A 20,180-nucleotide genomic window follows, 5' to 3' on the forward strand; every position below is an offset into this window, starting at 1 on the left:
ATCAATTTATTTAGATTGAATATAAATAGTATGGAAGACGATTTTTAACCATGTTTTTATGGATTTATTCGTAAATTTGCATCGATTTTTAAGATAATTAAGAATTAGAAACACTATAACTATTAACAAATAGATTTATAATATGTCAAACGACATTAAGATTAAAAAAGGTCTAGATATTAAGTTAAAAGGAACTGCAGAAAAGGCAAAAGAAAATGCCATTATCAGTAACTTTTTTTCTGTAAGACCAGAAGATTTCCACAGTGTTATACCCAAATTAATCGCGAAAGTTGGAACTAAAGTAAAAGCAGGAGAACCTATTTTTTACGATAAGACGAACGAAGCTATACAATTTGTTTCTCCAGTTTCTGGTGAAATTACAGACATTCCTCGTGGAGAAAAACGTAAAATTTTAGCAATTAAAATTCAAGCCGACAAAGAGCAATCTTACCAAGATAATGGTAAGTTTAATGTAGATGCTGCAAAAGCAGAAGACGTTAAAGCACATTTGTTAGCTTCAGGATGTTGGCCTTTTATTAAGCAACGTCCTTATGATGTAATTGCAAATCCAAACAAAGCGCCAAAAGCAATTTTCGTTTCTGCTTATGCTTCTGCACCATTGGCTGCAGATCTAGATTTTACCCTTCAAGGTAAAGAAGCAGAATTACAAGCTGCTGTTACAGCGTTAACTAAATTAACCGAAGGACAAGTTCATATTTCTGTTGGTAAAAACAGTAACTCTCCATTAGCTAACCTTTCTGGTGCAACTATTCATAAAGTTTCTGGGCCACATCCTTCTGGGAACGTGGGTACACAAATAAACAAAATAGATCCTGTTAATAAAGGAGAAGTTGTTTGGACAGTAAACGCACAAGACCTTGTTATTATTGGTGAATTATTACTAACGGGTAAATTTAATGCAGAACGTATTGTTGCTTTAGCAGGTTCTTCTGTGAAAAGTCCAAGATACTTTGTTACTAAACTTGGAGCTGAGGTTGCGTCTATGATTTATGATAACGGCGTAGATAAAAATGAGGATATTAGAATCATTTCTGGAAACGTATTAAGCGGTAAGCAAGTACAACCAGATGGTTATTTAGATTATTACAGTAATATAATTACCGTAATACCAGAAGGTAACGATTACGAATTATTTGGTTGGAATAAACCCGTTTTTAATAAAGTGTCTACTTCAAGAGCATTTACGTTCTCTTGGTTAACACCTAACAAAGAATACGATTTAAATACCAATACCAATGGAGAACATCGTGCTTTTGTTACCACTGGAACATACGAAGAGGTTTTTCCTTTAGATATCTTTCCAATGCAAATTTTAAAAGCTTGTATGTATAAAGATTTAGATGAAATGGAAGCTTTAGGAATGTACGAAGTTGCTCCTGAAGATTTTGCTTTAACAGAATTTGTATGTGTATCTAAACAACCGCATCAAGATATTATTAGAAAAGGGTTAGACTTAATGCTAAAAGAAATTGGATAAATTATTCATTGAACAACGAGAAATGAAAAATATTACAAAATGGGTTTAAAAAGTAATTTACATAACTTAAAAGAAAAGTATAAAGGAACAAAGATGGCTCCTGCGTTTAACGCAATCCATACTTTTTTGTACTTGCCAAATGAGACTACGCATAATGGTACTCATATCAAAGCAGCAGACGATTTAAAACGTACGATGAATACGGTAATCATGGCACTTGTACCATGTTTAATATTCGGTATGTTTAACGCTGGTTATCAACATTATTTAGCTTCTGGAGCTATTGAAGCAGCTAACGGATTTTTTAGTTCTTCTTTCTGGGCGTGGGACAACTTAGTTGTTGGGCTTTGGAAAGTGTTACCATTAGTACTTGTTTCTTACGGAGTTGGTTTACTTGTAGAATTTATTTTCGCAGTAATTAAAGGTCACGAAGTAGAAGAAGGGTACTTAGTAACGGGAATGTTAGTACCACTTATAGTACCAATCGATATTCCTTTATGGATGCTTGCAGTAGCAGTAATCTTTGGTGTTGTTATTGGTAAAGAAGTTTTTGGTGGTACAGGAATGAATATATTAAATCCTGCATTAACCATTCGTGCATTCTTATTCTTTGCATATCCTACTTGGATGTCTGGAGATAAAGTTTGGGTAGAAGGTGCAAAAGAATTGGCTGGAACTCCAGATGCTATTTCTGGGGAAACGATCTTAGGAACTTTGGCTCAAAATCATGAAGTCACACACTCTGTAGCAGATATGTTTTTAGGCTTTATTCCTGGTTCTGTTGGAGAGACATCCACATTGTTAATTGTATTAGCCGCATTATTCTTAGTGTTTTCTAAAATAGGAAGCTGGAGAATTATGTTGTCTTCTGCTGTTGGAGCTTTAGCAATGGGATTAATATTTAATGGTCTTGTAAATGCGGAAGTAATTGCAGATGGAAGTAAGTTTTACGGATTAATGAGTACACCATTTTGGCAACACTTACTTATTGGTGGTTTTGCTTTTGGTACGGTATTTATGGCAACAGATCCTGTTACTGCATCACAAACCAATAAAGGAAAATGGATTTATGGATTTTTAATAGGATTCCTTTCTATATTAATTAGAGTATTTAATCCTGCATATCCAGAAGGAGTAATGTTAGCCATTCTATTAATGAATGTGTTTGCGCCAACTATTGACCATTACGTGGTTCAAGGAAATGTAAAAAGAAGAATGAAGCGTTTAAAAACTAAAGTTGCTTAAACATGGAAAAAAGAACAGATAAAAACTCATACACTATACTTTTTGCCATTGCAATGGTAATTGTAGTAGGAGGTTTGCTAGCTTTTACAGCTTCAGCATTACGACCAAGAATTGATAATAACGAAAGATTAGAAAAGCAACAAAACATTTTGTATGCTATGGGAATCAACGAAAATGAAGGTAACTCTGCCATTTTTGTTTCTACAGATAAAGCTCCAGAATTGTTTACAGAATACATCAAAAAACAATTAGTAATTGAAGGAGATAAAGTATCTGAAGACGATAAAGCATATCTAATCGATGTGAAAAAACAACAAACAAGAGCAAAAGCTGGAGAGGTAAGAAAACTTCCTTTATTTGTTGGTGAAAAAGATGGTCAAACATTTTATATCGCACCAATTAGAGGAAAAGGACTTTGGGATGCCGTTTGGGCTTATATTGCTATGGATGAGAACATGGTGGTACAAGGTGCTTATTTTGATCATAAAGGAGAAACAGCAGGTTTAGGTGCAAACATTAAACAACGTTTCTTTATGGATGACTTTATTGGAGAACACCTAAAGTCTAACGGAACTTTTAAAGGTATTAATATCTCTAAAAGTAACAACGATCCTAAAAACGAAGATAAAACAGATAACGAGGTAGATGCAATAGCTGGTGCAACAATTACTGGAGACGGTGTTTCTGCAATGATAAAATCAGAGCTTAAGCAATATGTACCTTATTTCGAAAACTTAAAAAAGAATTAATTTATGGGACTTTTATCAAAAAAAGACGCAGCATTAATTACAGATCCATTAGCAGATAATAATCCAATTACGATTCAAGTACTTGGTATTTGTTCTGCATTAGCAATTACTGCAGAATTGGAAGCAGCCATCGTAATGTCTGTTTCGGTATTATTTGTATTAGCTATTGGTAACGTAGTTATCTCTTTAATGCGAAACATTATACCTTCAAAAATTAGAATTATTGTACAACTTATTGTGGTTGCTGCATTAGTAATTATTGTAGATCAAGTATTAAAAGCTTTTGCTTATGAATTAAGTAAAACACTTTCTGTATTTGTCGGATTAATTATTACAAACTGTATCATTATGGGGCGTTTTGAAGCTTTCGCTTTAGCAAACAAACCTTGGCGTTCTTTTCTTGACGGTATTGGAAATGCTTTAGGATACGGAGTGATTTTAATTATTGTAGCATTCTTTAGAGAGCTTTTAGGGGCTGGAACTTTACTAGGTATTCCTGTATTAGGAGATCCTATTGAAAAAACAGGATTATACGCTTTAGGTTACGAAAACAATGGTTTCATGATTATGCCTCCTATGGCATTAATTGTAGTAGGAATTATTATTTGGGTACAACGTAGTAGAAACAAAGCATTAATAGAAGATTAAGCTAGTAACTACTAACAAACTATAAAAAAATGGAATATTTAGAATTATTTTTAAAATCGATATTTATAGATAACATGGTGTTTTCCGTATTCTTAGGAATGTGTTCATACCTTGCCGTATCTAAAAAAGTAACTACAGCCGTTGGTTTAGGAGCTGCAGTAATCTTTGTATTAGCAATTACAGTGCCTTTAAACTGGTTATTAGATCAGTATGTGTTACAACCAGGAGCATTAAAATGGTTGGGTGCAGAATATGCAGACTACGATTTAAGCTTCCTTTCTTTTATCATGTTTATTGCAACTATTGCAACCATGGTACAATTGGTAGAAATAGTAGTGGAGAAATTTTCACCATCATTATATAATTCCCTTGGTATTTTCTTACCATTAATTGCAGTAAACTGTGCCATTTTAGGAGGGTCTTTATTCATGCAATCTCGTGAAATTCCAACATTAGGATTAGCTACTGTATATGGCGTTGGTTCTGGAATAGGATGGTTTTTAGCAATATTAGCTATTGCAGCTATTCGTGAAAAAATTAGATATTCTAACGTTCCTCCAGCATTAAGAGGTTTAGGAATAACATTTATCATTACGGGTTTAATGGCTATTGGGTTTATGAGTTTTGGTGGAATGTTAACCGGAGGTGATGAAGAAGAAACGAAAGCCGATAAAACAGTACAAGTAGAAACGGTAGATAAAGAAAGCTCAAAGGAGTTAGCTAACAACACAACAATAAACGAGTAACATGATATTAGCAGCAAGCACATTAGGAATCATAATAGCAACTGTAGCAGCTTTTTTACTAGTAACTTTAGTATTAGTATCTCTGTTATTATTTGTTAAACAAAAGTTATCTCCATCTGGTCCTGTAAAGATTACGATCAACGGAGAACGTGAAATAGAAGTAAGTTCTGGAGATAGTTTATTATCTACATTAGGAGCTCAAAAAATATTCTTACCGTCTGCATGTGGTGGTGGTGGAACTTGTATTCAATGTGAATGTCACGTCCTTTCCGGTGGTGGCGAAGCATTACCAACAGAAACACCGCACTTTTCTAGAAAAGAATTAGCGCATGGCGCACGTTTATCTTGTCAGGTAAAAGTGAAACAAGACATGGAAATTACAATTCCTGAAGAAGTTTTCGGAATTAAAAAATGGGAAGCAACCGTAGTTTCAAACTATAACGTTGCTACATTTATTAAAGAATTTGTAGTGGAGATCCCAGAAGATATGAACTACAAAGCTGGTGGATATATTCAAATTGAAATCCCTAGTTGTGAAATTAAATATGCAGATATGGACGTTTCTGCACACCCTCAAGATCATCCAGGAGAACCAGATAAGTTTAAAGGAGATTGGGAAAAGTTTGGTTTATGGCCGTTGGTTATGAAAAATAACGAACTTGTAGAAAGAGCCTATTCTATGGCTTCTTACCCTGCAGAAGGAAGAAAAATTATGCTTAATGTACGTGTTGCAACGCCTCCTTTTGATCGCGCCAAAGGCGGATGGATGGATGTAAATCCAGGTGTTGCATCTTCTTATATTTTTAATCAAAAAGTTGGAGATAAAGTAACTATCTCTGGACCTTATGGTGAATTCTTTATTAATGATTCGGAGGCAGAAATGCTTTACGTAGGTGGTGGAGCAGGAATGGCGCCAATGCGTTCTCATTTATATGAATTATTCAGAACATTAAAAACAGGAAGAAAAGTAACATATTGGTATGGTGGACGTTCTAAAGCAGAATTATTCTACATCCATTACTTTAGAGCATTAGAAAAAGATTTCCCGAATTTCAAATTCTTTATTGCATTATCAGATCCTACGGAAGCAGATAACTGGCAACTTAAAAAGGATGTTGAAGATCCTAATGGAGACGGATTTACTGGATTTATACACCAAGTAGTAATCGATCAATATTTATCTAAACATGAGTCTCCAGAAGACATTGAATTATATTTCTGTGGACCTCCATTAATGAACCAAGCAGTTCAAAAAATGGGTGAAGACTTCGGAATAGATGATGAGAATATCCGTTTTGATGACTTTGGTGGATAGACATTAATTGTTCACGAAACCAGTTTAAGTGGTTAACTATAAATTAAAACCCAATACATTTTGTATTGGGTTTTTTTATATCCATTATTTTTATATAATTTCTTGCTATACAGTTTATTAATATTAAAAAAGAAAGTATATTTATTGTCATATATTACTTACAAGTTTAAAAGCTATTTTACGTTATGAAAAAGACTTTAAAATTATTGTTATTGCTATTCGTGTTTATAAATATATACACCGTTTTTGCGCAACAAGAAACATTAGATGAAAACTATTTTCAATTTAGTCCTAGAGTTGGTTATGACTTTCCTACCTATGACAATAATACGCCATATATGGATTATGAGGCAGGATTAAATGTAGGTGCATCTGTAGATTACTATTGGAACTGGTTTGGTCTAGGTTTTGATTTTGATTATATCAACAACACATCAAAAAACACGTATCCTACATCCGATTTGTATTTGTCAGACCGAGTGACTCCTATAAATTCTTTTAATCTTAGTGAAGATAAAATCACACGCATGTTTTATGGTATTGGTCCAAATGCGCAATACCGAACGAATTCAGGAAAGTTTAAAGTGGAAGCGAATACTCGTTTTGGTTTGGCTTCCATAAAAGGAGGTAGGACACTTCTAGAAGGAACTTCTACATCACCAAATGTACCACTAAATTTTCATGCTGGTTACAAAGATTCTGGTGTTTTCACCTTTAAGGGACAACTTCGTTTTACCTATTTTTTAACGGAAAAATTAGGTGTTCATCTTGGTGGATATTACATGAGACATTTTGGTATTGAAGAGTTAAACGAATCTGGAGTATCTGCTTTTTACGAGTCTTTTACTTCTAATACAGGAAGTACAGGAGAATCTATTTATACTCTTCAGGATGATCTAAAATCAAGAAATGAAGCTTGTGATTGTGATATTTCGTCTGTTGGTGTATTTGCAGGATTAACCTGGAAACTAAATAAAAAAGATAATATATGTCCGGTTTGTAAATTAGACCATTTTCCACATTGTTGTGCAGATTGCGGATGCGCTATTACTATAATAGCAAAAGATAAATTGACAGGAAGTATTTTACCTGATGTTGGTGTTGTTTTAAAAGATTTAGAAGGTACTATTGTGAAAAGTGGTACAACCGATGTTCTAGGAATGGTAGTTTTTGAAGATGTTGTAGAAGATGATTATATCATAGAATCCCAATTATATAATGTAAAATTATTAGGAAATAGTATTACAAAAGATGAATTTATAAAGTGTAAAAGAGAAAACACAGGAATTCAAAAAGAGATTTTATATACCGATGAAAATTTCATCCTAAAGGGAACTGTATTCGAATGTAATACGGAAGAAAAAATTCAAGGTGTAGATATTTTATTAAGAAATAAAATAAAAGCAGGAGAGAAGCATACTTTGTCTGATGATAAAGGAGATTTTATCTTACACATAATACAAGAATCTACCTATGCTATTAGTGGTAAAAAAGGTGGTTATTATTCTAATGAAATTGAAGTTTCAACAGGTTGGTATAATAGAAATACAACTCTTTTTATTGATTTAGAAATGTGTATGGATCCATGTGGTAAAGCTATCAATTTAGATAATATTAATTTTAATTTGAATAAATCTGAAATTTTACCAGCATCTATTCCAGATCTACTTCGTATTGTAAAACTAATGAATAACAATCCGAATATTTTAGTAGAAATGTCATCACATACAGATAGTCAAGGATCAGAAGAATACAACAAACAATTATCGCAAAGACGAGCAGATGCTACAGTAGAATATATAGTGAGTCAAGGTATTTCCAGTAGTAGGTTAATTGCCAGAGGAGCAGGTGAAAGCGAACTTAAAAATCTCAAATGCTCTAATAATGTACCATGTACAGATAGCGAACATCGTATTAACCGTAGAACGGAATTTAAAGTAGTCTGCTATTAATTTTTTATTGTGTCCATAACCCATTAACGAATCTAGATTTTTTATAAATCTGAATTTAAATTAAAATTTAAAAAAAATGAAATATTTAAATTATAAAAACCAAATAGATAGAAGTACGAGTAAAATTCTAATGCTTTTATGTGTATGCTTTCTATTGGTTAATCTTTCTTGTAGCGATGAGGATTGTGAATATACTAGTGAAGTTGTAGAGGTAGATACTTTTCCGTTTGCATGTAATGAAGGCATGGACGTTGCTTTTCTAGTAGATTATTCGCGATCTATGTCTTTTGTTGTAGAAAATATTCAAAATTCTTTGACTCCAATTACCGATGCTGTAATAGATCAGTCTGGCGGAGATTATAGGCTTTCGTTATCCTTTTATGATACCTATGATAGCCAATTTGAACCTACATATGCAAACCAAGCAGATTATACAAGTCTACCTGCAGACCAAAAAATTATGACAAGTACAAACCCGAGTAGTAATCATTACTTCACCATGATGGAAAAGTTTGCACCAAGCAATGCAGCCTCCTTTAGCACACAATTTAATAAGCTATTTGTAACTTTAGATTCGGGGTTTGGTAATTTTGCTACTAATATGGAACCAGGAGGTTTATTGTTAAATGAAATTTTGAATAATAATTTTGCAGGTAGTTATAGAACAGAGAATCTTACTAAACTTGCTATACTTATAACAGATTCTCAAGCGGGAGGAGAAGATGATATTTACGATGTTGCCGATGATGCGTACTTGGCAGATCTAGCTAATACTGCAAATAACTTAGGTGTTCAGTTGATTTTAGTTACCACTTTAGATGATTCCAATTTAGAGATTAGTTTGATAGATAACAATACAGGAGGATTAAAATCGATGAGTATTGCTCAAGACCTTTTCTCAGAAAACATTGTAAGACTTATAGAAAATGTGTGTGTGAATAATGAAGGATAATATATATTAAGTGTAATTAGTAACTTACAAATTACATAATTTTACTTTAAAAGACCTTTCCGTATTTAAACGGAAAGGTCTTTTTTTTACCCAACATATTCCTGTTGGGTTCTTGTGCTTATAGCTCCTTTTGTCATAGGTACAGCTAATAGAAACTTCTTTATGTATAGTGCGTTCTAAAATTATATTTATGCTGCTATTAATTATTTTATAAAAAAGAGGTAACAATTTTGCATCCTTCTTGATATAAGTATGAGTAACAAAAAACAAACGCTTTTTATCATGAAACATTTATTAAAAATAGTATTAATGTTCTTTGTATTTGCAAATACATGTAATGTAATGGCACAGCAAGAGCCATTAGATCAAAATTATTTTCAATTAAGCCCAAGAATTGGTTATGATTTTCCAACCTACAAAAACAATACACCTTATATCGATTATAAAGGAGGAATAGATTTAGGTCTTTCTTTAGATTATTACTGGAACTGGTTCGGACTAGGTTTCGATTTGGATTACATTAAGAACCAACCCGAAAGTACGTATCCAACTTCTGATCTTTTTGAAGCAGATGGAACAACAGCTATAAACTCTTTCCAATTAAGTGAAGATAACATTACTCGCGTATTCTATGGAATTGGTCCAAATGTGCAGTTTAGAAGTAAATCTGGTAGGTTTAAAACCGAACTTAATACACGTTTTGGTCTTGCTTCTATAAAAGGAGGAAGAACGTATTTAGAAGGTGCTTCTAGCTCTGGAACAACTTCTTTAAATTTTCACGCTGGTTATAAAGATTCGGGAGTATTTACTTTTAAAGGGCAATTACGTTTCACTTACTTTTTAAGCAGAAGTTTTGGGATTAATGTTGGAGGATATTACATGAAGCATTTTGGGGTACAAGAATTAAGTGAATCTGGAATTTCTGCAATGTATCATCCTTTTAGAGTTACGCCAAGTAGTGCAGGAACGCCAATAAATGGGTTAGAAGATAATGCAATGTTAAGAGAAGAACCATGTGATTGTGATATTTCTTCTGTTGGTTTATTTGCAGGAGTAACGTTTAAATTCAATAAAAAAGAGAATGTTTGTCCGGTATGTAAAGAAGATCATATGCCACATTGTTGTGCAACTTGTGGATGTGGGGTTACAGTAACTGCTAAAGATAAATTTTCGGGAATAGTATTGCCAAATACAGATGTAGTTTTAACAGATTTAGATGGAAACATTGTACAATCAGGCATAACAAATGCGTACGGAGTTGTTGTTTTTAATGATGTAGTAGAAGATAATTATATCATTAAAGGAAAACTATATACTATAGATTTAGTCGAAGGAAGTATTGCAAAGAGTGATTTTGAAAATTGCCAAAAAGAAAGTGCAGGAATTCAAAAAACTATTTTATATACCAATGAACAATTCATACTAAAAGGAAATGTTCTAGAGTGTAATACGGACCAAGGAATTCAAGGTGTATCTATTATTTTAAAAGATACAATAAAAGCAGCACAGAAAAATACTTTATCAGATGAAGAAGGTGATTTTATTTTCCACCTAACGCAAGAATCCACTTTTGTTTTAAATGGAAGAAAAGACGGTTATTATTCTAATGAAGTAGAAGTTTCAACAGGCTGGTATAATAGAGATACTACCTTATTTATAGACTTAGAAATGTGTGTAGATCCTTGTGGTAAGGTAATTAAACTAGACAATATTAATTTCGATTTAGACAAAGCAGAGATATTGCCAGTATCTATCCCAGATTTGCAACGTGTAGTAAAGCTAATGCGTGATAATCCAAACATTCAAGTAGAAATGGCATCGCATACAGATAGTCAAGGATCTGATGCTTATAACAAACAACTATCCCAACGTCGTGCAGATGCGACAGTAAATTATATCGCTAGCCAAGGAATATCTAAAGATCGCTTAATAGCTCGAGGAGCAGGAGAGACCGAATTGAAAAACACCAAATGTGCTAATAATATACCATGTACAGATGATGAGCATCGTATAAATCGTAGAACAGAATTTAAAGTAATATGCTTTTAATAATATGATTAGTCTGCTATTAATCAATAACCAAATCCAAGCAGTTGTTAATTGCTGCTTGGATTTAAATTAAAACTTAGAAAATATGAAAACAAGATATAAAATATACAGAACCCAAATAAATACGATTTCCGATAAATTTTTAAAACTGTTATTTTTAAGTTTTATATGTATGCAATTTTCGTGCAGTAATGATGAATCTTGCGAATACATAGAAAGTGTGCCAGTAATATCTGCTAGTTGTAATTTACAATCGGAACTAAATTTATCTACAGGAATAGATACTAATGGGAATGTAATTGCTCCTGGAAAAGGAATTGTAGATCCATTTTGGAGAGTAATTAATAATCCTCCTTTATTATCTTGTTCAGACCCTTTAGTCTCTACCATTAATGGAGATGCTTATGTAATTAACTTTGCTAGTTTTGGTCCAGATGGTTGGGTTAACCAAACAGGATCTACCACTTTAGCTCCTATGGATTTAGGAACTACAGATACTTTTGGTTGTAATAACGCAAGTAACAATAATGGAGACAAAGTGCCTTATGTTTTTGAAAGACCTTTTTGTGTATTAGAAGATACTTGTATTGATTTTAGCTTTACTTTAAAAGGAGATGATCAAGTATATTTAGAGTTAATAGATAATTCGAATAACTTTCCTATAGATATAAGTCCAACATATATTTGGTCTAGTACTGCGGTACAAACATGGAGTGCTTCCAATTTATGTTTATCGTCTGGGAGTTATAGTTTAAGAGCGTATTTAGTTAATACTAACGCCACGGTATTAGGTTTCTCTCTTGTTGGAAATTTGGTGACTACTAATGGAGATGCATCTATTTCTAATAACGTGGAAGGTTGTTGTCAAAACAATGTAATAAGTGTTTTAAATATTTTAGAAGAAAATTGTGATGCTGTTTTTGATAATGGACTAGATCAATTAGGAGATGGTTGGACATTCCAATTAAAAGATGCTACTAACACAGTTATACGAACAGAAATAACAGATGCCAACGGAAACGTTTTCTTTTCCGGATTAGAAGACGGAACGTACACCATAGAAATTGTAAATCAAGCAGGTTGGGTACAATCTAATCCAAGTGCAGGCTCAATTACAGTAACGGTTGCAAATAATGAAGCTACTATATTAGAGTTCTTCAGTTGTATTAATTAAGACTACTATAGAAGTTAAAAGGAATAAACGAATACGGTATCTATTTATATTGTAAACAATAGATATACCTTAAATATTTGAAGAAGCTATTAATTAGTTTGAGGGAGAAAAGGCAATGGAGATAACATCAAAGTTGCCTTTTTATTTAAAAAATCTTTTTAATACAGACTCCATACGAAAGTGTTGGGTTTTTGCGTTAAAATAAGATGAAGAGATTTCTCCTATTTATTGCATTGCTGCTTGCTATTGTGTTTTTTGAGAAATAACGCTACAATTCCTGTGTCAAACTATACTTTTCAAAGTTCAAAATTTGTTCGTTTTAAATAGCAAGTTTGTATCTTTGTATTATGAGTAAAGAACTAACAAAACAAGAACTACACAACCTTGCCATGAATCATGTTGGTAAAGATTTAGAAAAACGAGGATTTGAATTCGTTGCCATAAATAGTAAGTTAACAAAACACCCACAATTTGTCTGTATAGATAAAAATAGCCAATACTTTTTTGTGATAGTTCGCGCAGTATTACTTCCAGCGAATCCCAATAATTATGATGTAATTTGGATGGAATCCTTTAAAAAGCACGCTACCGAAAAAGATGCCAAAGTATTGTATGCAGGCGTTGGACTAGGAAACCCAAACGGCGAAGATTTGCCAGTGTATTTAAACGAAGAGTATCTCATTGAATATAATGGTATTCAGGTTATGGAAACAAATTTAAATTGATTTTAAGATGAAGAAATCTGCATTCCTATTATTACTTATAGTACTCTTTTTATCCTGTAAACAAGAATCCAAAAATATAAAGCTTTCGGGTGCTGTTTTCGGAACCAGTTATTCCATAATATATGATGCGTCAAGCAATTACCAAAAGCAAATAGATAGTTTGTATTATGTGATTAATAAATCGATGTCTACCTATCAAACCAATTCTGATATTTCTAAACTGAATAGAAACGAAAGCAATTCCGTAGATACACATTTTGAAAAAGTATTAGCAACTTCCAAGCAAATTAATAAGGAAACCGAAGGTGTTTTTGATCCTACTATTGGGACTATTGTAAACGCTTTAGGCTTTGGTCCAGAAAAGAGAATCGAACGTTTAGATAGTCTTAAAATAGATAGCTTAATGCAGTTTGTAGGATTAGATAAAGTGCGTATTGCAGATCGAACAGTCATTAAAAAACACAAAAATACATTTATCGATTTTAATGCGATTGCAAAAGGATATGGCGTAGATGTGATTGCAGATTTTTTAGAAAGTAAAAAAGTGAATAATTATTTAGTCGAAATTGGCGGAGAAATTCGTTCTAAAGGAATGAATATAGAAAGAAATTCGGCATGGACCGTTGGTATAGATAAACCTAATTTTGAAGGGGAACAATCCGTTCTAGAAGCTATTACATTACATCAAGAAGCGATGGCAACTTCTGGGACGTATAGAAAGTTTAAAATAGATGAAAACGGAAATCGCTATGCACATATTTTAGATGCTAAAACAGGATATCCAAGTAAATCAAACATCTTAAGTGTTTCTGTAATTACATCCAATTGTATGACAGCTGATGCCTATGCAACTGCATTTCAAGCGATGGGAATTGAAAAAACCAAAGCCTTCTTAAAAAAGCATCCAGAATTAAAAGCCTTTATTATTTTTGAAAATAATAAGCAAGAGCTAGAAACCTTAAACCTCAACGGATTTCCAGAAGCATAATTTAGTCTGTTAAAAGCTCAAAACCGCATTTCAGCAAATGAAAAGGTGGTTATTATAATATTTTTTTCATTTTTACAATATATACCTCATAAATGAAAAGAATATTTCCCTTATTTATTATCCTATTTGTTTTTCAATATAGTTTTTCGCAACAAAAAGTTATGGACAGCTTAGAGCAAGTTTTGTCTAAAATGGAAGGAGATAGTTTAAAATATCAAGAATCCGTTAAACTTGTGAATTTTTATAGTGGAAGAGATTCTGATGTTCACTTAAATCTTTTAAGGAAGTTTTATAATCAAAGTCTTGAAGATAAGGACGAGATTCGTCAAGGTAAATGGATTAATGAAAAAGTATTGTACTACATCGTACAAGGTAATTTAGATTCTGCAATGGTGCTCAGTGAAAGAGCACTTAAAATGGGTAAAAGATTAGAAAATCAGGAACTTATAAGAAGTTCGAAATCCTCTCTTGGTGCTGTTTATCGAACTATGGGGGAATCTTTGAAAGCTATAGAACTGTATAATCAAATGCTTAAGGATGATGAAGTACGTGGTAAAGAAGAAGAGAAAGAGCATCTAACTACAATATATAGGCTTTCTGGGGCGTACTATAATATAGCAGAATATAATAAATCTTTTGACTTGGTAGCGTCGTTATACAATAAGCCAAAGGTCAAAAAAGACCCTGAGTTTTTGTCTAAAGTATATTTACAAATGGCCATGAATAAATATCAATTAGATGAAAATGATGCTGCATTGCAATATGCCAAAGAAGCAGAGTCTATAGCAGAGAAGACTTCTCTGAAATCTAACATTTATAATGTTTTTAGCGCGCTTTACACGGATGCTGAAGATTATAAAAAAGCGAATGAGTACCAACTAAAGGCACTAGCAATTTCTGAAGAACTAGGAGATCAAGTTAGAATTATTATTAACAAACAAAACATTGCGAATAATTCCGTTTTTATTGAAGATTACGATTTGGGGGAACAACAATTAAAAGAGGTAGAAACCATTTTATCTACTATGAAATATCCAAACTGGCATAATATAGCAGTTAATTATGAAATGTTATCCTACCTATACGAGAAAAAAACAGACTATAAGAAAGCCTTAGTTTATGCAAAGAAGAGAGCAGATGTACACGATAGTGTTTTAGGTATAGAAAAGAAAAAAGCAATTTCAGAGATAGAAATAAAATACGATACAGAAAAAGTTAAAAGGGAAAAGGAAGTTGCAGAAAAGCAAGTAGTAATCACCAAACTAGAAAGTCAGAGAAATAGAAACTTATTTATAGGTGCATTAGCTGTTGCGGGATTATTATTGCTAGCATCGGTATTTTATTTTAGTCGATTGAAAGCGAAAAAGAAAGCCGAATTAGTAACCATAGAACTTAAGGAAACACAGAAACGTTTAGCCATTGAAAAGCAATATAGAGATTCCGAATTAAAAGCATTGAAAGCACAAATGAATCCGCATTTTATATTTAATGCTTTAAATTCTATTCAGGATTATATTGTTTTAAATAAGAAAAATCTAGCCAGTGATTACTTGGGGAAGTTTGCCGATTTAATTCGTAATTACCTTCATTTTAGCGATACCGGTTTTATCTCTATTCTGGATGAAGTTCATAATTTAAACCTCTATTTAGAACTAGAAAAATTACGTTTCGAAGAAAAATTGGAATATACCTTTCAAGTAGACGAAGCTGCAAATTCAGAAGATATACATATTCCAACCATGCTAATTCAACCGTATGTAGAAAATGCTTTAAAACATGGTTTATTGCATAAAAAAGATAATAGAAAACTGAAAATTTCCATAGGTAAACCTTCCGATAAAACTATAGAATGTAGTATTGAAGATAATGGAATAGGAAGAGAAAAGTCTAAAGAAATTACTAGTAAAAGAGAATCACATCACAAATCTTTTGCCTTAAAAGCAACCACAGAACGGTTAGATTTATTAAATTATGGTCGTGAGAAAAAAATAGGTGTAGCTATTATAGACTTGCACGAAAATAATTGTGCAACAGGAACAAAAGTGATTTTAAGAATTCCAATTCTAAAACAATAGTTTGGAACACGTTAGAGTAAATTTTGAATTAAAACTAGAGCGTTCCTAACTATTACATTTTACTTATTAAAACAATAAAGATACCCAATGAAGGCACTTATAATTGATGACGAAAAAAAAGCAAGGCAAGTTCTACGTATTTTAGTAGAAGAAAATTGTCCAAAAATTACAGAAATTTTTGAAGCAGAAGATTTGCTTTCTGGAGTAGCACTTATAAAAAAAGAACAACCAAGTATTGTTTTTTTAGATATAGAAATGCCTGAACATTCTGGTTTAGAGATTTTAAATTTCATTGAAAAAGAAGTGCATAATTTCGAAATTATTTTCACAACAGCATATAGTGAATATGCCATACAAGCCTTTCAGCTTTCTGCAATAGATTACTTGTTAAAACCCGTAAGGCCAAGTCAGGTAAAAGCGGCAGTTGATAAAGCGGTTGCCTTTTTGGGGAATACGCAAATCAATAAACGGCTAACAGAATTGAAAGCAAGTCTGGAGGATTCGAACTTTAAAAAAATAGGATTGCCAAATGCCGATGGGATTAAGTTTGTTAATTTTACCGATATTATTATGCTGGAAGCTGATGGTATGTACACCAACGTTTCCACCGTTACACATGGTAGTATTTTGGTGAGTAAACCATTAAAATTCTTTGTAGATATCCTTCAGGAACTAAAGACATTCTATCGTCCACACCGTTCCCATCTTATAAATCTTTCCTATATCAAAGAGTATATTAAAAAAGATGGTGGATATATCGTCATGGAAAATGATAAAACCGTATCCATTTCAAATGATAAAAAAGAAGAATTCTTGACCATTGTTCAGAATATAGGGTAGCCTTTTTTAGTCATAAATACCGATTCTATAATAGAAATATTTTTTTAAGCGTTAGATATATACTTTTAAAGTATATTTTATTGTAGCTTTAACTGCAATTCCTATATGTTGAGTAAAAACCTACTTTTTATATTCTTCCTATTATGTTCTCGCTTAATATATGCGCAAGAACCTGTATCTATTCATATTACGGAAAAAGATGGTTTGCCAGATATAGAATTCTATGGTGTTTTAGAAGACAGCAAAGGTTTTATTTGGTTAGCTTGTGATAGTGGTTTGTATCGTTATGACGGTAAAACCTACACGCAATATACTAATGCAGAAAAACGAGGTTTATCTGTGTTTAGTCTTTTTGAAGATAAAAAAGGACGCGTTTGGTGTACCAATATTTCAGGACAATTTTTTTATATTGAAAATAACAAACTCATTACGTTTATAGATTTAAAAGAGGAATTAAAAGGGCAGCTCGCTAATTTTAGGATACAAAATAATCAGCTTTTAATTACTAGAAATCGCGTTTTATATGTTATTGATTTAAAATCGAAAAAAATTATTTTAAAAGATTTAAGTAATGATGGAGGTCTTCGATTAATTTTTCAGGATGAGAAATACGTGGCTGTAAGTTTTCAGGTTGTAAAAACATGGAATAAAGATTTAAAAGAAACCAGTCATTTCCCACTGAATATACACTATCGTGATAGTTTTGGGAGAAGCACATCGCAAGGACAAACATATGTTTTTGAATTAAATGAAACTTTATTTTTTTCACAACAATTTAAGTATCAAAATGAATTTAGAAGCGTAAACCTAATTGAAGAGACTACACAATTAACTAAAGGATTAGAGCTTTTAAAAGATTTGCGAATTATTTCTTTAGAAGTAATTAATACTAATTTATGGGTTTTAACGAATAAAGGGATTTTTATTTATGAAAATGATAGAAATGAATTCGCACTAAAAAGACGAATTTTAAAAGAGGAAATAGTTACGGATGTTATTATAGATAAAGACCATAATTATTGGGTGACCACACTTACTAATGGTATTTATTTAATACCTAATATTGAAGTAGTAAAACAGGAGTTACCTGAAAAGAGTAACGATATTATGGCTATTTGTAAAGTGAATGATTCGGTGGTGTTTTTTGGTTCTAAAAATGGTAAAGTTGGTTTACTAAATTTGAATACTTCCGCGTATAAATTGTCCGCTTTTTTAAACAACAAAGTATCTGCTATACAATACAACTCCCAACAAAAAGAAAGTTATGTAAGTACAGATGATGGTTCTTATTTTGTAAATAATAACTCCTTATTGGCAACAAGAAAAGGGGGCTTTATTGGTGCGAAAAGTTTTTCACGTTTAAATGCAAATACTACAGTATTCGGTACGTATAGAGTGTTGAATTTTTTTAATGAACAAACAGGGTTATTAAAAACGTTTTCTGACGATAAGCGGGTGTATACCACACATTATAGCGCTAGTAATAATGCTATTTTTATTGGTTTTGTAGATAATTTATTAGTGTTAGATGATGCTTTAAAAGCGACAACCATACAATATGAAGGTAAAGAAATTTTGGCTATTTCTATTACAGAAACAGCAGACGGCATCGTTTGGGTTGGTACGTTTAAAAACGGAATGTTTGCTATAAGAGATAATCAAGTTATTGCGCATTATTCTACAGAAAAAGGATTGCTTTCTAATCAAATTGCATACTTAAAAGGAGATGAGAATTCCGTTTGGATAGCAACACCAAAAGGACTGCAAGTCTTTAATACCGATTTTAAGACGTTTAAGAATTTAAGTAAAACAGATGGTATACTCTCTTATAAAATATCTGGTATTGAAATTTTAAAAAACAAAGTGGTTTTATCTTCCAACAAAGGAATCTTTTCTTTTGATAAGGATAAAGTTTTTAAAACGACCTCATGTCCAGAAATTTATTTTAACGAAATAAAAATTAATGAGAAATCGGTAGCGCTAGAAACGGATTATAATTTAGATTATAATCAGAATTCCGTGCATTTTGGTTTTAATGTGAATGGGATTTTATATAATAGAAATAAAACCTATCAATATCGTTTATTGGGGTATAATGAAGCTTGGATTACGACAGGTGTTGAAGTGAACACCATGAAATATAGTAGTTTGCCTGCGGGAAAATATACGTTTCAAGTACGACCAACAAATAGTAATACAACAAGTGAAAATACCATTAAAAGTATTAAACTACATATAAAATTACCCTTTTGGAAAAGATGGTGGTTTATTTTGTTATATAGTTTATCTATAATTGGTCTTATTGTTTTTTACTATAAAAGGAAGCTTCAAAACAAAGAAAAGGCGAAACAATTAGAAATAAAACAACTCTCATTAGACAACGAATTAATAGCCTTAAAACTGGAAAATTTACGTTCACAAATGAATCCGCATTTTATATTCAATGCGCTTAATTCTATTCAAGATTATATCGTTTTAAATAAGAGTCGACTAGCAAGCGAGTATTTAGGGAAATTTGCCGATTTAATAAGAACCTATTTAAACCATAGTACAAAAGGAAAGATCACATTACAAGAAGAAATTAATTGCTTAGAAATGTATTTAGAATTAGAGAAACTACGTTTTGAAGATAAGCTAAACTATGCTATTCTCTCTACTGGAGATTTAAAACCAGATCAAGTATATATTCCCACAATGCTAATTCAACCCTATGTAGAAAATGCATTAAAACATGGATTGTTGCACCGTAAATCAGGTCGTAATCTAGAGATTAATTTCCATATTAATGTAGATAATTATACAATAAAGAGTGTTATTATAGATAACGGTGTAGGACGTGAGCAAGCCGATATAATTAAAGCAAGAAGCCTTAAAAAACATGAACCTTTCGCTACCAAAGCAACACAAGATCGTTTAGCATTATTGAATTACGGAAAAGAAAAACAAGTAGGTGTAACTATTATTGATTTGCTGGATGGTGAAAAACCAGTGGGTACGCAGGTAACTGTTATCATTCCATTTACAATAGATTAAATAAGGAATGGAAAGCAAGAACATTTCTTTCGTTTTACGATACTAAATCTAACCTAAGGCCTGTAATTTATATAGGAAAATGTATTAATTGGTATAGAAATGATTTTTTGTTTAGAAGTTGAAAGTTACATTTCAGAAGTTCACTTCATTTTTAGATAGCCTTGACTAGTAATTTTGTTTTCATAAAACTA

At 32.0% G+C, this 20,180-nt stretch carries 15 protein-coding genes; all 15 read left to right on the forward strand.

What is annotated here, in order from left to right; genetic code table 11:
• Window positions 1-142: 142 nt before the first annotated feature.
• The 15 genes from ACVCXO_RS11965 (at window position 143) to ACVCXO_RS12035 (ending at window position 19,989) form a co-directional block, all read left to right on the forward strand.
• A complete protein-coding gene (locus tag ACVCXO_RS11965; protein ID WP_452229820.1) occupies window positions 143-1,498 on the forward strand; it encodes a Na(+)-translocating NADH-quinone reductase subunit A in 1,356 nt (451 codons plus the stop codon).
• Window positions 1,499-1,537: 39 nt separating this feature from the next.
• On the forward strand, window positions 1,538-2,743 hold the full coding sequence (locus ACVCXO_RS11970) for an NADH:ubiquinone reductase (Na(+)-transporting) subunit B (RefSeq protein WP_452229821.1): 1,206 nt from the start codon (window positions 1,538-1,540) through the stop codon (window positions 2,741-2,743).
• Window positions 2,744-2,745: 2 nt separating this feature from the next.
• Window positions 2,746-3,492, forward strand: coding sequence for a Na(+)-translocating NADH-quinone reductase subunit C (locus ACVCXO_RS11975; protein ID WP_452229822.1), 747 nt, complete (start codon window positions 2,746-2,748; stop codon window positions 3,490-3,492).
• Between the two features lie 3 nt (window positions 3,493-3,495).
• The gene (locus ACVCXO_RS11980) at window positions 3,496-4,140 is read left to right on the forward strand and encodes an NADH:ubiquinone reductase (Na(+)-transporting) subunit D (protein WP_055445098.1); all 645 of its coding nucleotides are present in this window, start codon (window positions 3,496-3,498) and stop codon (window positions 4,138-4,140) included.
• 29 nt (window positions 4,141-4,169) lie between these two features.
• Window positions 4,170-4,886 (forward strand): NADH:ubiquinone reductase (Na(+)-transporting) subunit E, encoded by a 717-nt coding sequence (gene nqrE / locus ACVCXO_RS11985; protein ID WP_452229823.1) that lies wholly within the window; start codon window positions 4,170-4,172, stop codon window positions 4,884-4,886.
• A 1-nt stretch (window position 4,887) separates the two neighbouring features.
• Window positions 4,888-6,201: an NADH:ubiquinone reductase (Na(+)-transporting) subunit F gene (gene nqrF, locus ACVCXO_RS11990; RefSeq protein WP_452229824.1), complete on the forward strand. Its 1,314-nt coding sequence runs from the start codon at window positions 4,888-4,890 to the stop codon at window positions 6,199-6,201.
• Window positions 6,202-6,386: 185 nt separating this feature from the next.
• Window positions 6,387-8,153, forward strand: coding sequence for an OmpA family protein (locus tag ACVCXO_RS11995; RefSeq protein WP_452229825.1), 1,767 nt, complete (start codon window positions 6,387-6,389; stop codon window positions 8,151-8,153).
• A gap of 76 nt (window positions 8,154-8,229) precedes the next feature.
• Window positions 8,230-9,105, forward strand: coding sequence for a hypothetical protein (locus ACVCXO_RS12000; RefSeq protein ID WP_452229826.1), 876 nt, complete (start codon window positions 8,230-8,232; stop codon window positions 9,103-9,105).
• A gap of 282 nt (window positions 9,106-9,387) precedes the next feature.
• Window positions 9,388-11,154, forward strand: coding sequence for an OmpA family protein (locus ACVCXO_RS12005; RefSeq protein WP_452229827.1), 1,767 nt, complete (start codon window positions 9,388-9,390; stop codon window positions 11,152-11,154).
• 85 nt (window positions 11,155-11,239) lie between these two features.
• Entirely contained in the window at window positions 11,240-12,328 is a 1,089-nt protein-coding gene (locus tag ACVCXO_RS12010) for an MSCRAMM family protein (RefSeq protein WP_452229828.1), read from the forward strand.
• A gap of 347 nt (window positions 12,329-12,675) precedes the next feature.
• Window positions 12,676-13,053 (forward strand): Na(+)-translocating NADH-quinone reductase subunit F, encoded by a 378-nt coding sequence (locus ACVCXO_RS12015; protein ID WP_452229829.1) that lies wholly within the window; start codon window positions 12,676-12,678, stop codon window positions 13,051-13,053.
• 7 nt (window positions 13,054-13,060) lie between these two features.
• Window positions 13,061-14,041 (forward strand): FAD:protein FMN transferase, encoded by a 981-nt coding sequence (locus ACVCXO_RS12020; RefSeq protein ID WP_452229830.1) that lies wholly within the window; start codon window positions 13,061-13,063, stop codon window positions 14,039-14,041.
• A gap of 92 nt (window positions 14,042-14,133) precedes the next feature.
• The gene (locus tag ACVCXO_RS12025) at window positions 14,134-16,116 is read left to right on the forward strand and encodes a tetratricopeptide repeat-containing sensor histidine kinase (RefSeq protein ID WP_452229831.1); all 1,983 of its coding nucleotides are present in this window, start codon (window positions 14,134-14,136) and stop codon (window positions 16,114-16,116) included.
• 87 nt (window positions 16,117-16,203) lie between these two features.
• Entirely contained in the window at window positions 16,204-16,956 is a 753-nt protein-coding gene (locus ACVCXO_RS12030; RefSeq protein WP_452229832.1) for a LytR/AlgR family response regulator transcription factor, read from the forward strand.
• Between the two features lie 105 nt (window positions 16,957-17,061).
• Window positions 17,062-19,989: a histidine kinase gene (locus ACVCXO_RS12035; protein ID WP_452229833.1), complete on the forward strand. Its 2,928-nt coding sequence runs from the start codon at window positions 17,062-17,064 to the stop codon at window positions 19,987-19,989.
• The last annotated feature ends 191 nt before the right edge of the window (window positions 19,990-20,180 follow it).

This window comes from Lacinutrix sp. MEBiC02404 (genome assembly GCF_053601575.1).

What these genes read in the sequence shown, in the direction of transcription:
- ACVCXO_RS12020 (WP_452229830.1), top strand. Translation starts at nt 13,061, where the DNA reads ATGAAGAAATCTGCATTCCTATTATTACTTATAGTACTCTTTTTATCC.
- ACVCXO_RS11970 (WP_452229821.1), top strand. Translation starts at nt 1,538, where the DNA reads ATGGGTTTAAAAAGTAATTTACATAACTTAAAAGAAAAGTATAAAGGA.
- ACVCXO_RS12015 (WP_452229829.1), top strand. Translation starts at nt 12,676, where the DNA reads ATGAGTAAAGAACTAACAAAACAAGAACTACACAACCTTGCCATGAAT.
- ACVCXO_RS11980 (WP_055445098.1), top strand. Translation starts at nt 3,496, where the DNA reads ATGGGACTTTTATCAAAAAAAGACGCAGCATTAATTACAGATCCATTA.
- ACVCXO_RS11975 (WP_452229822.1), top strand. Translation starts at nt 2,746, where the DNA reads ATGGAAAAAAGAACAGATAAAAACTCATACACTATACTTTTTGCCATT.
- ACVCXO_RS12005 (WP_452229827.1), top strand. Translation starts at nt 9,388, where the DNA reads ATGAAACATTTATTAAAAATAGTATTAATGTTCTTTGTATTTGCAAAT.
- ACVCXO_RS12010 (WP_452229828.1), top strand. Translation starts at nt 11,240, where the DNA reads ATGAAAACAAGATATAAAATATACAGAACCCAAATAAATACGATTTCC.
- nqrE (WP_452229823.1), top strand. Translation starts at nt 4,170, where the DNA reads ATGGAATATTTAGAATTATTTTTAAAATCGATATTTATAGATAACATG.
- ACVCXO_RS12030 (WP_452229832.1), top strand. Translation starts at nt 16,204, where the DNA reads ATGAAGGCACTTATAATTGATGACGAAAAAAAAGCAAGGCAAGTTCTA.
- nqrF (WP_452229824.1), top strand. Translation starts at nt 4,888, where the DNA reads ATGATATTAGCAGCAAGCACATTAGGAATCATAATAGCAACTGTAGCA.
- ACVCXO_RS12000 (WP_452229826.1), top strand. Translation starts at nt 8,230, where the DNA reads ATGAAATATTTAAATTATAAAAACCAAATAGATAGAAGTACGAGTAAA.
- ACVCXO_RS12025 (WP_452229831.1), top strand. Translation starts at nt 14,134, where the DNA reads ATGAAAAGAATATTTCCCTTATTTATTATCCTATTTGTTTTTCAATAT.
- ACVCXO_RS11965 (WP_452229820.1), top strand. Translation starts at nt 143, where the DNA reads ATGTCAAACGACATTAAGATTAAAAAAGGTCTAGATATTAAGTTAAAA.
- ACVCXO_RS12035 (WP_452229833.1), top strand. Translation starts at nt 17,062, where the DNA reads ATGTTGAGTAAAAACCTACTTTTTATATTCTTCCTATTATGTTCTCGC.
- ACVCXO_RS11995 (WP_452229825.1), top strand. Translation starts at nt 6,387, where the DNA reads ATGAAAAAGACTTTAAAATTATTGTTATTGCTATTCGTGTTTATAAAT.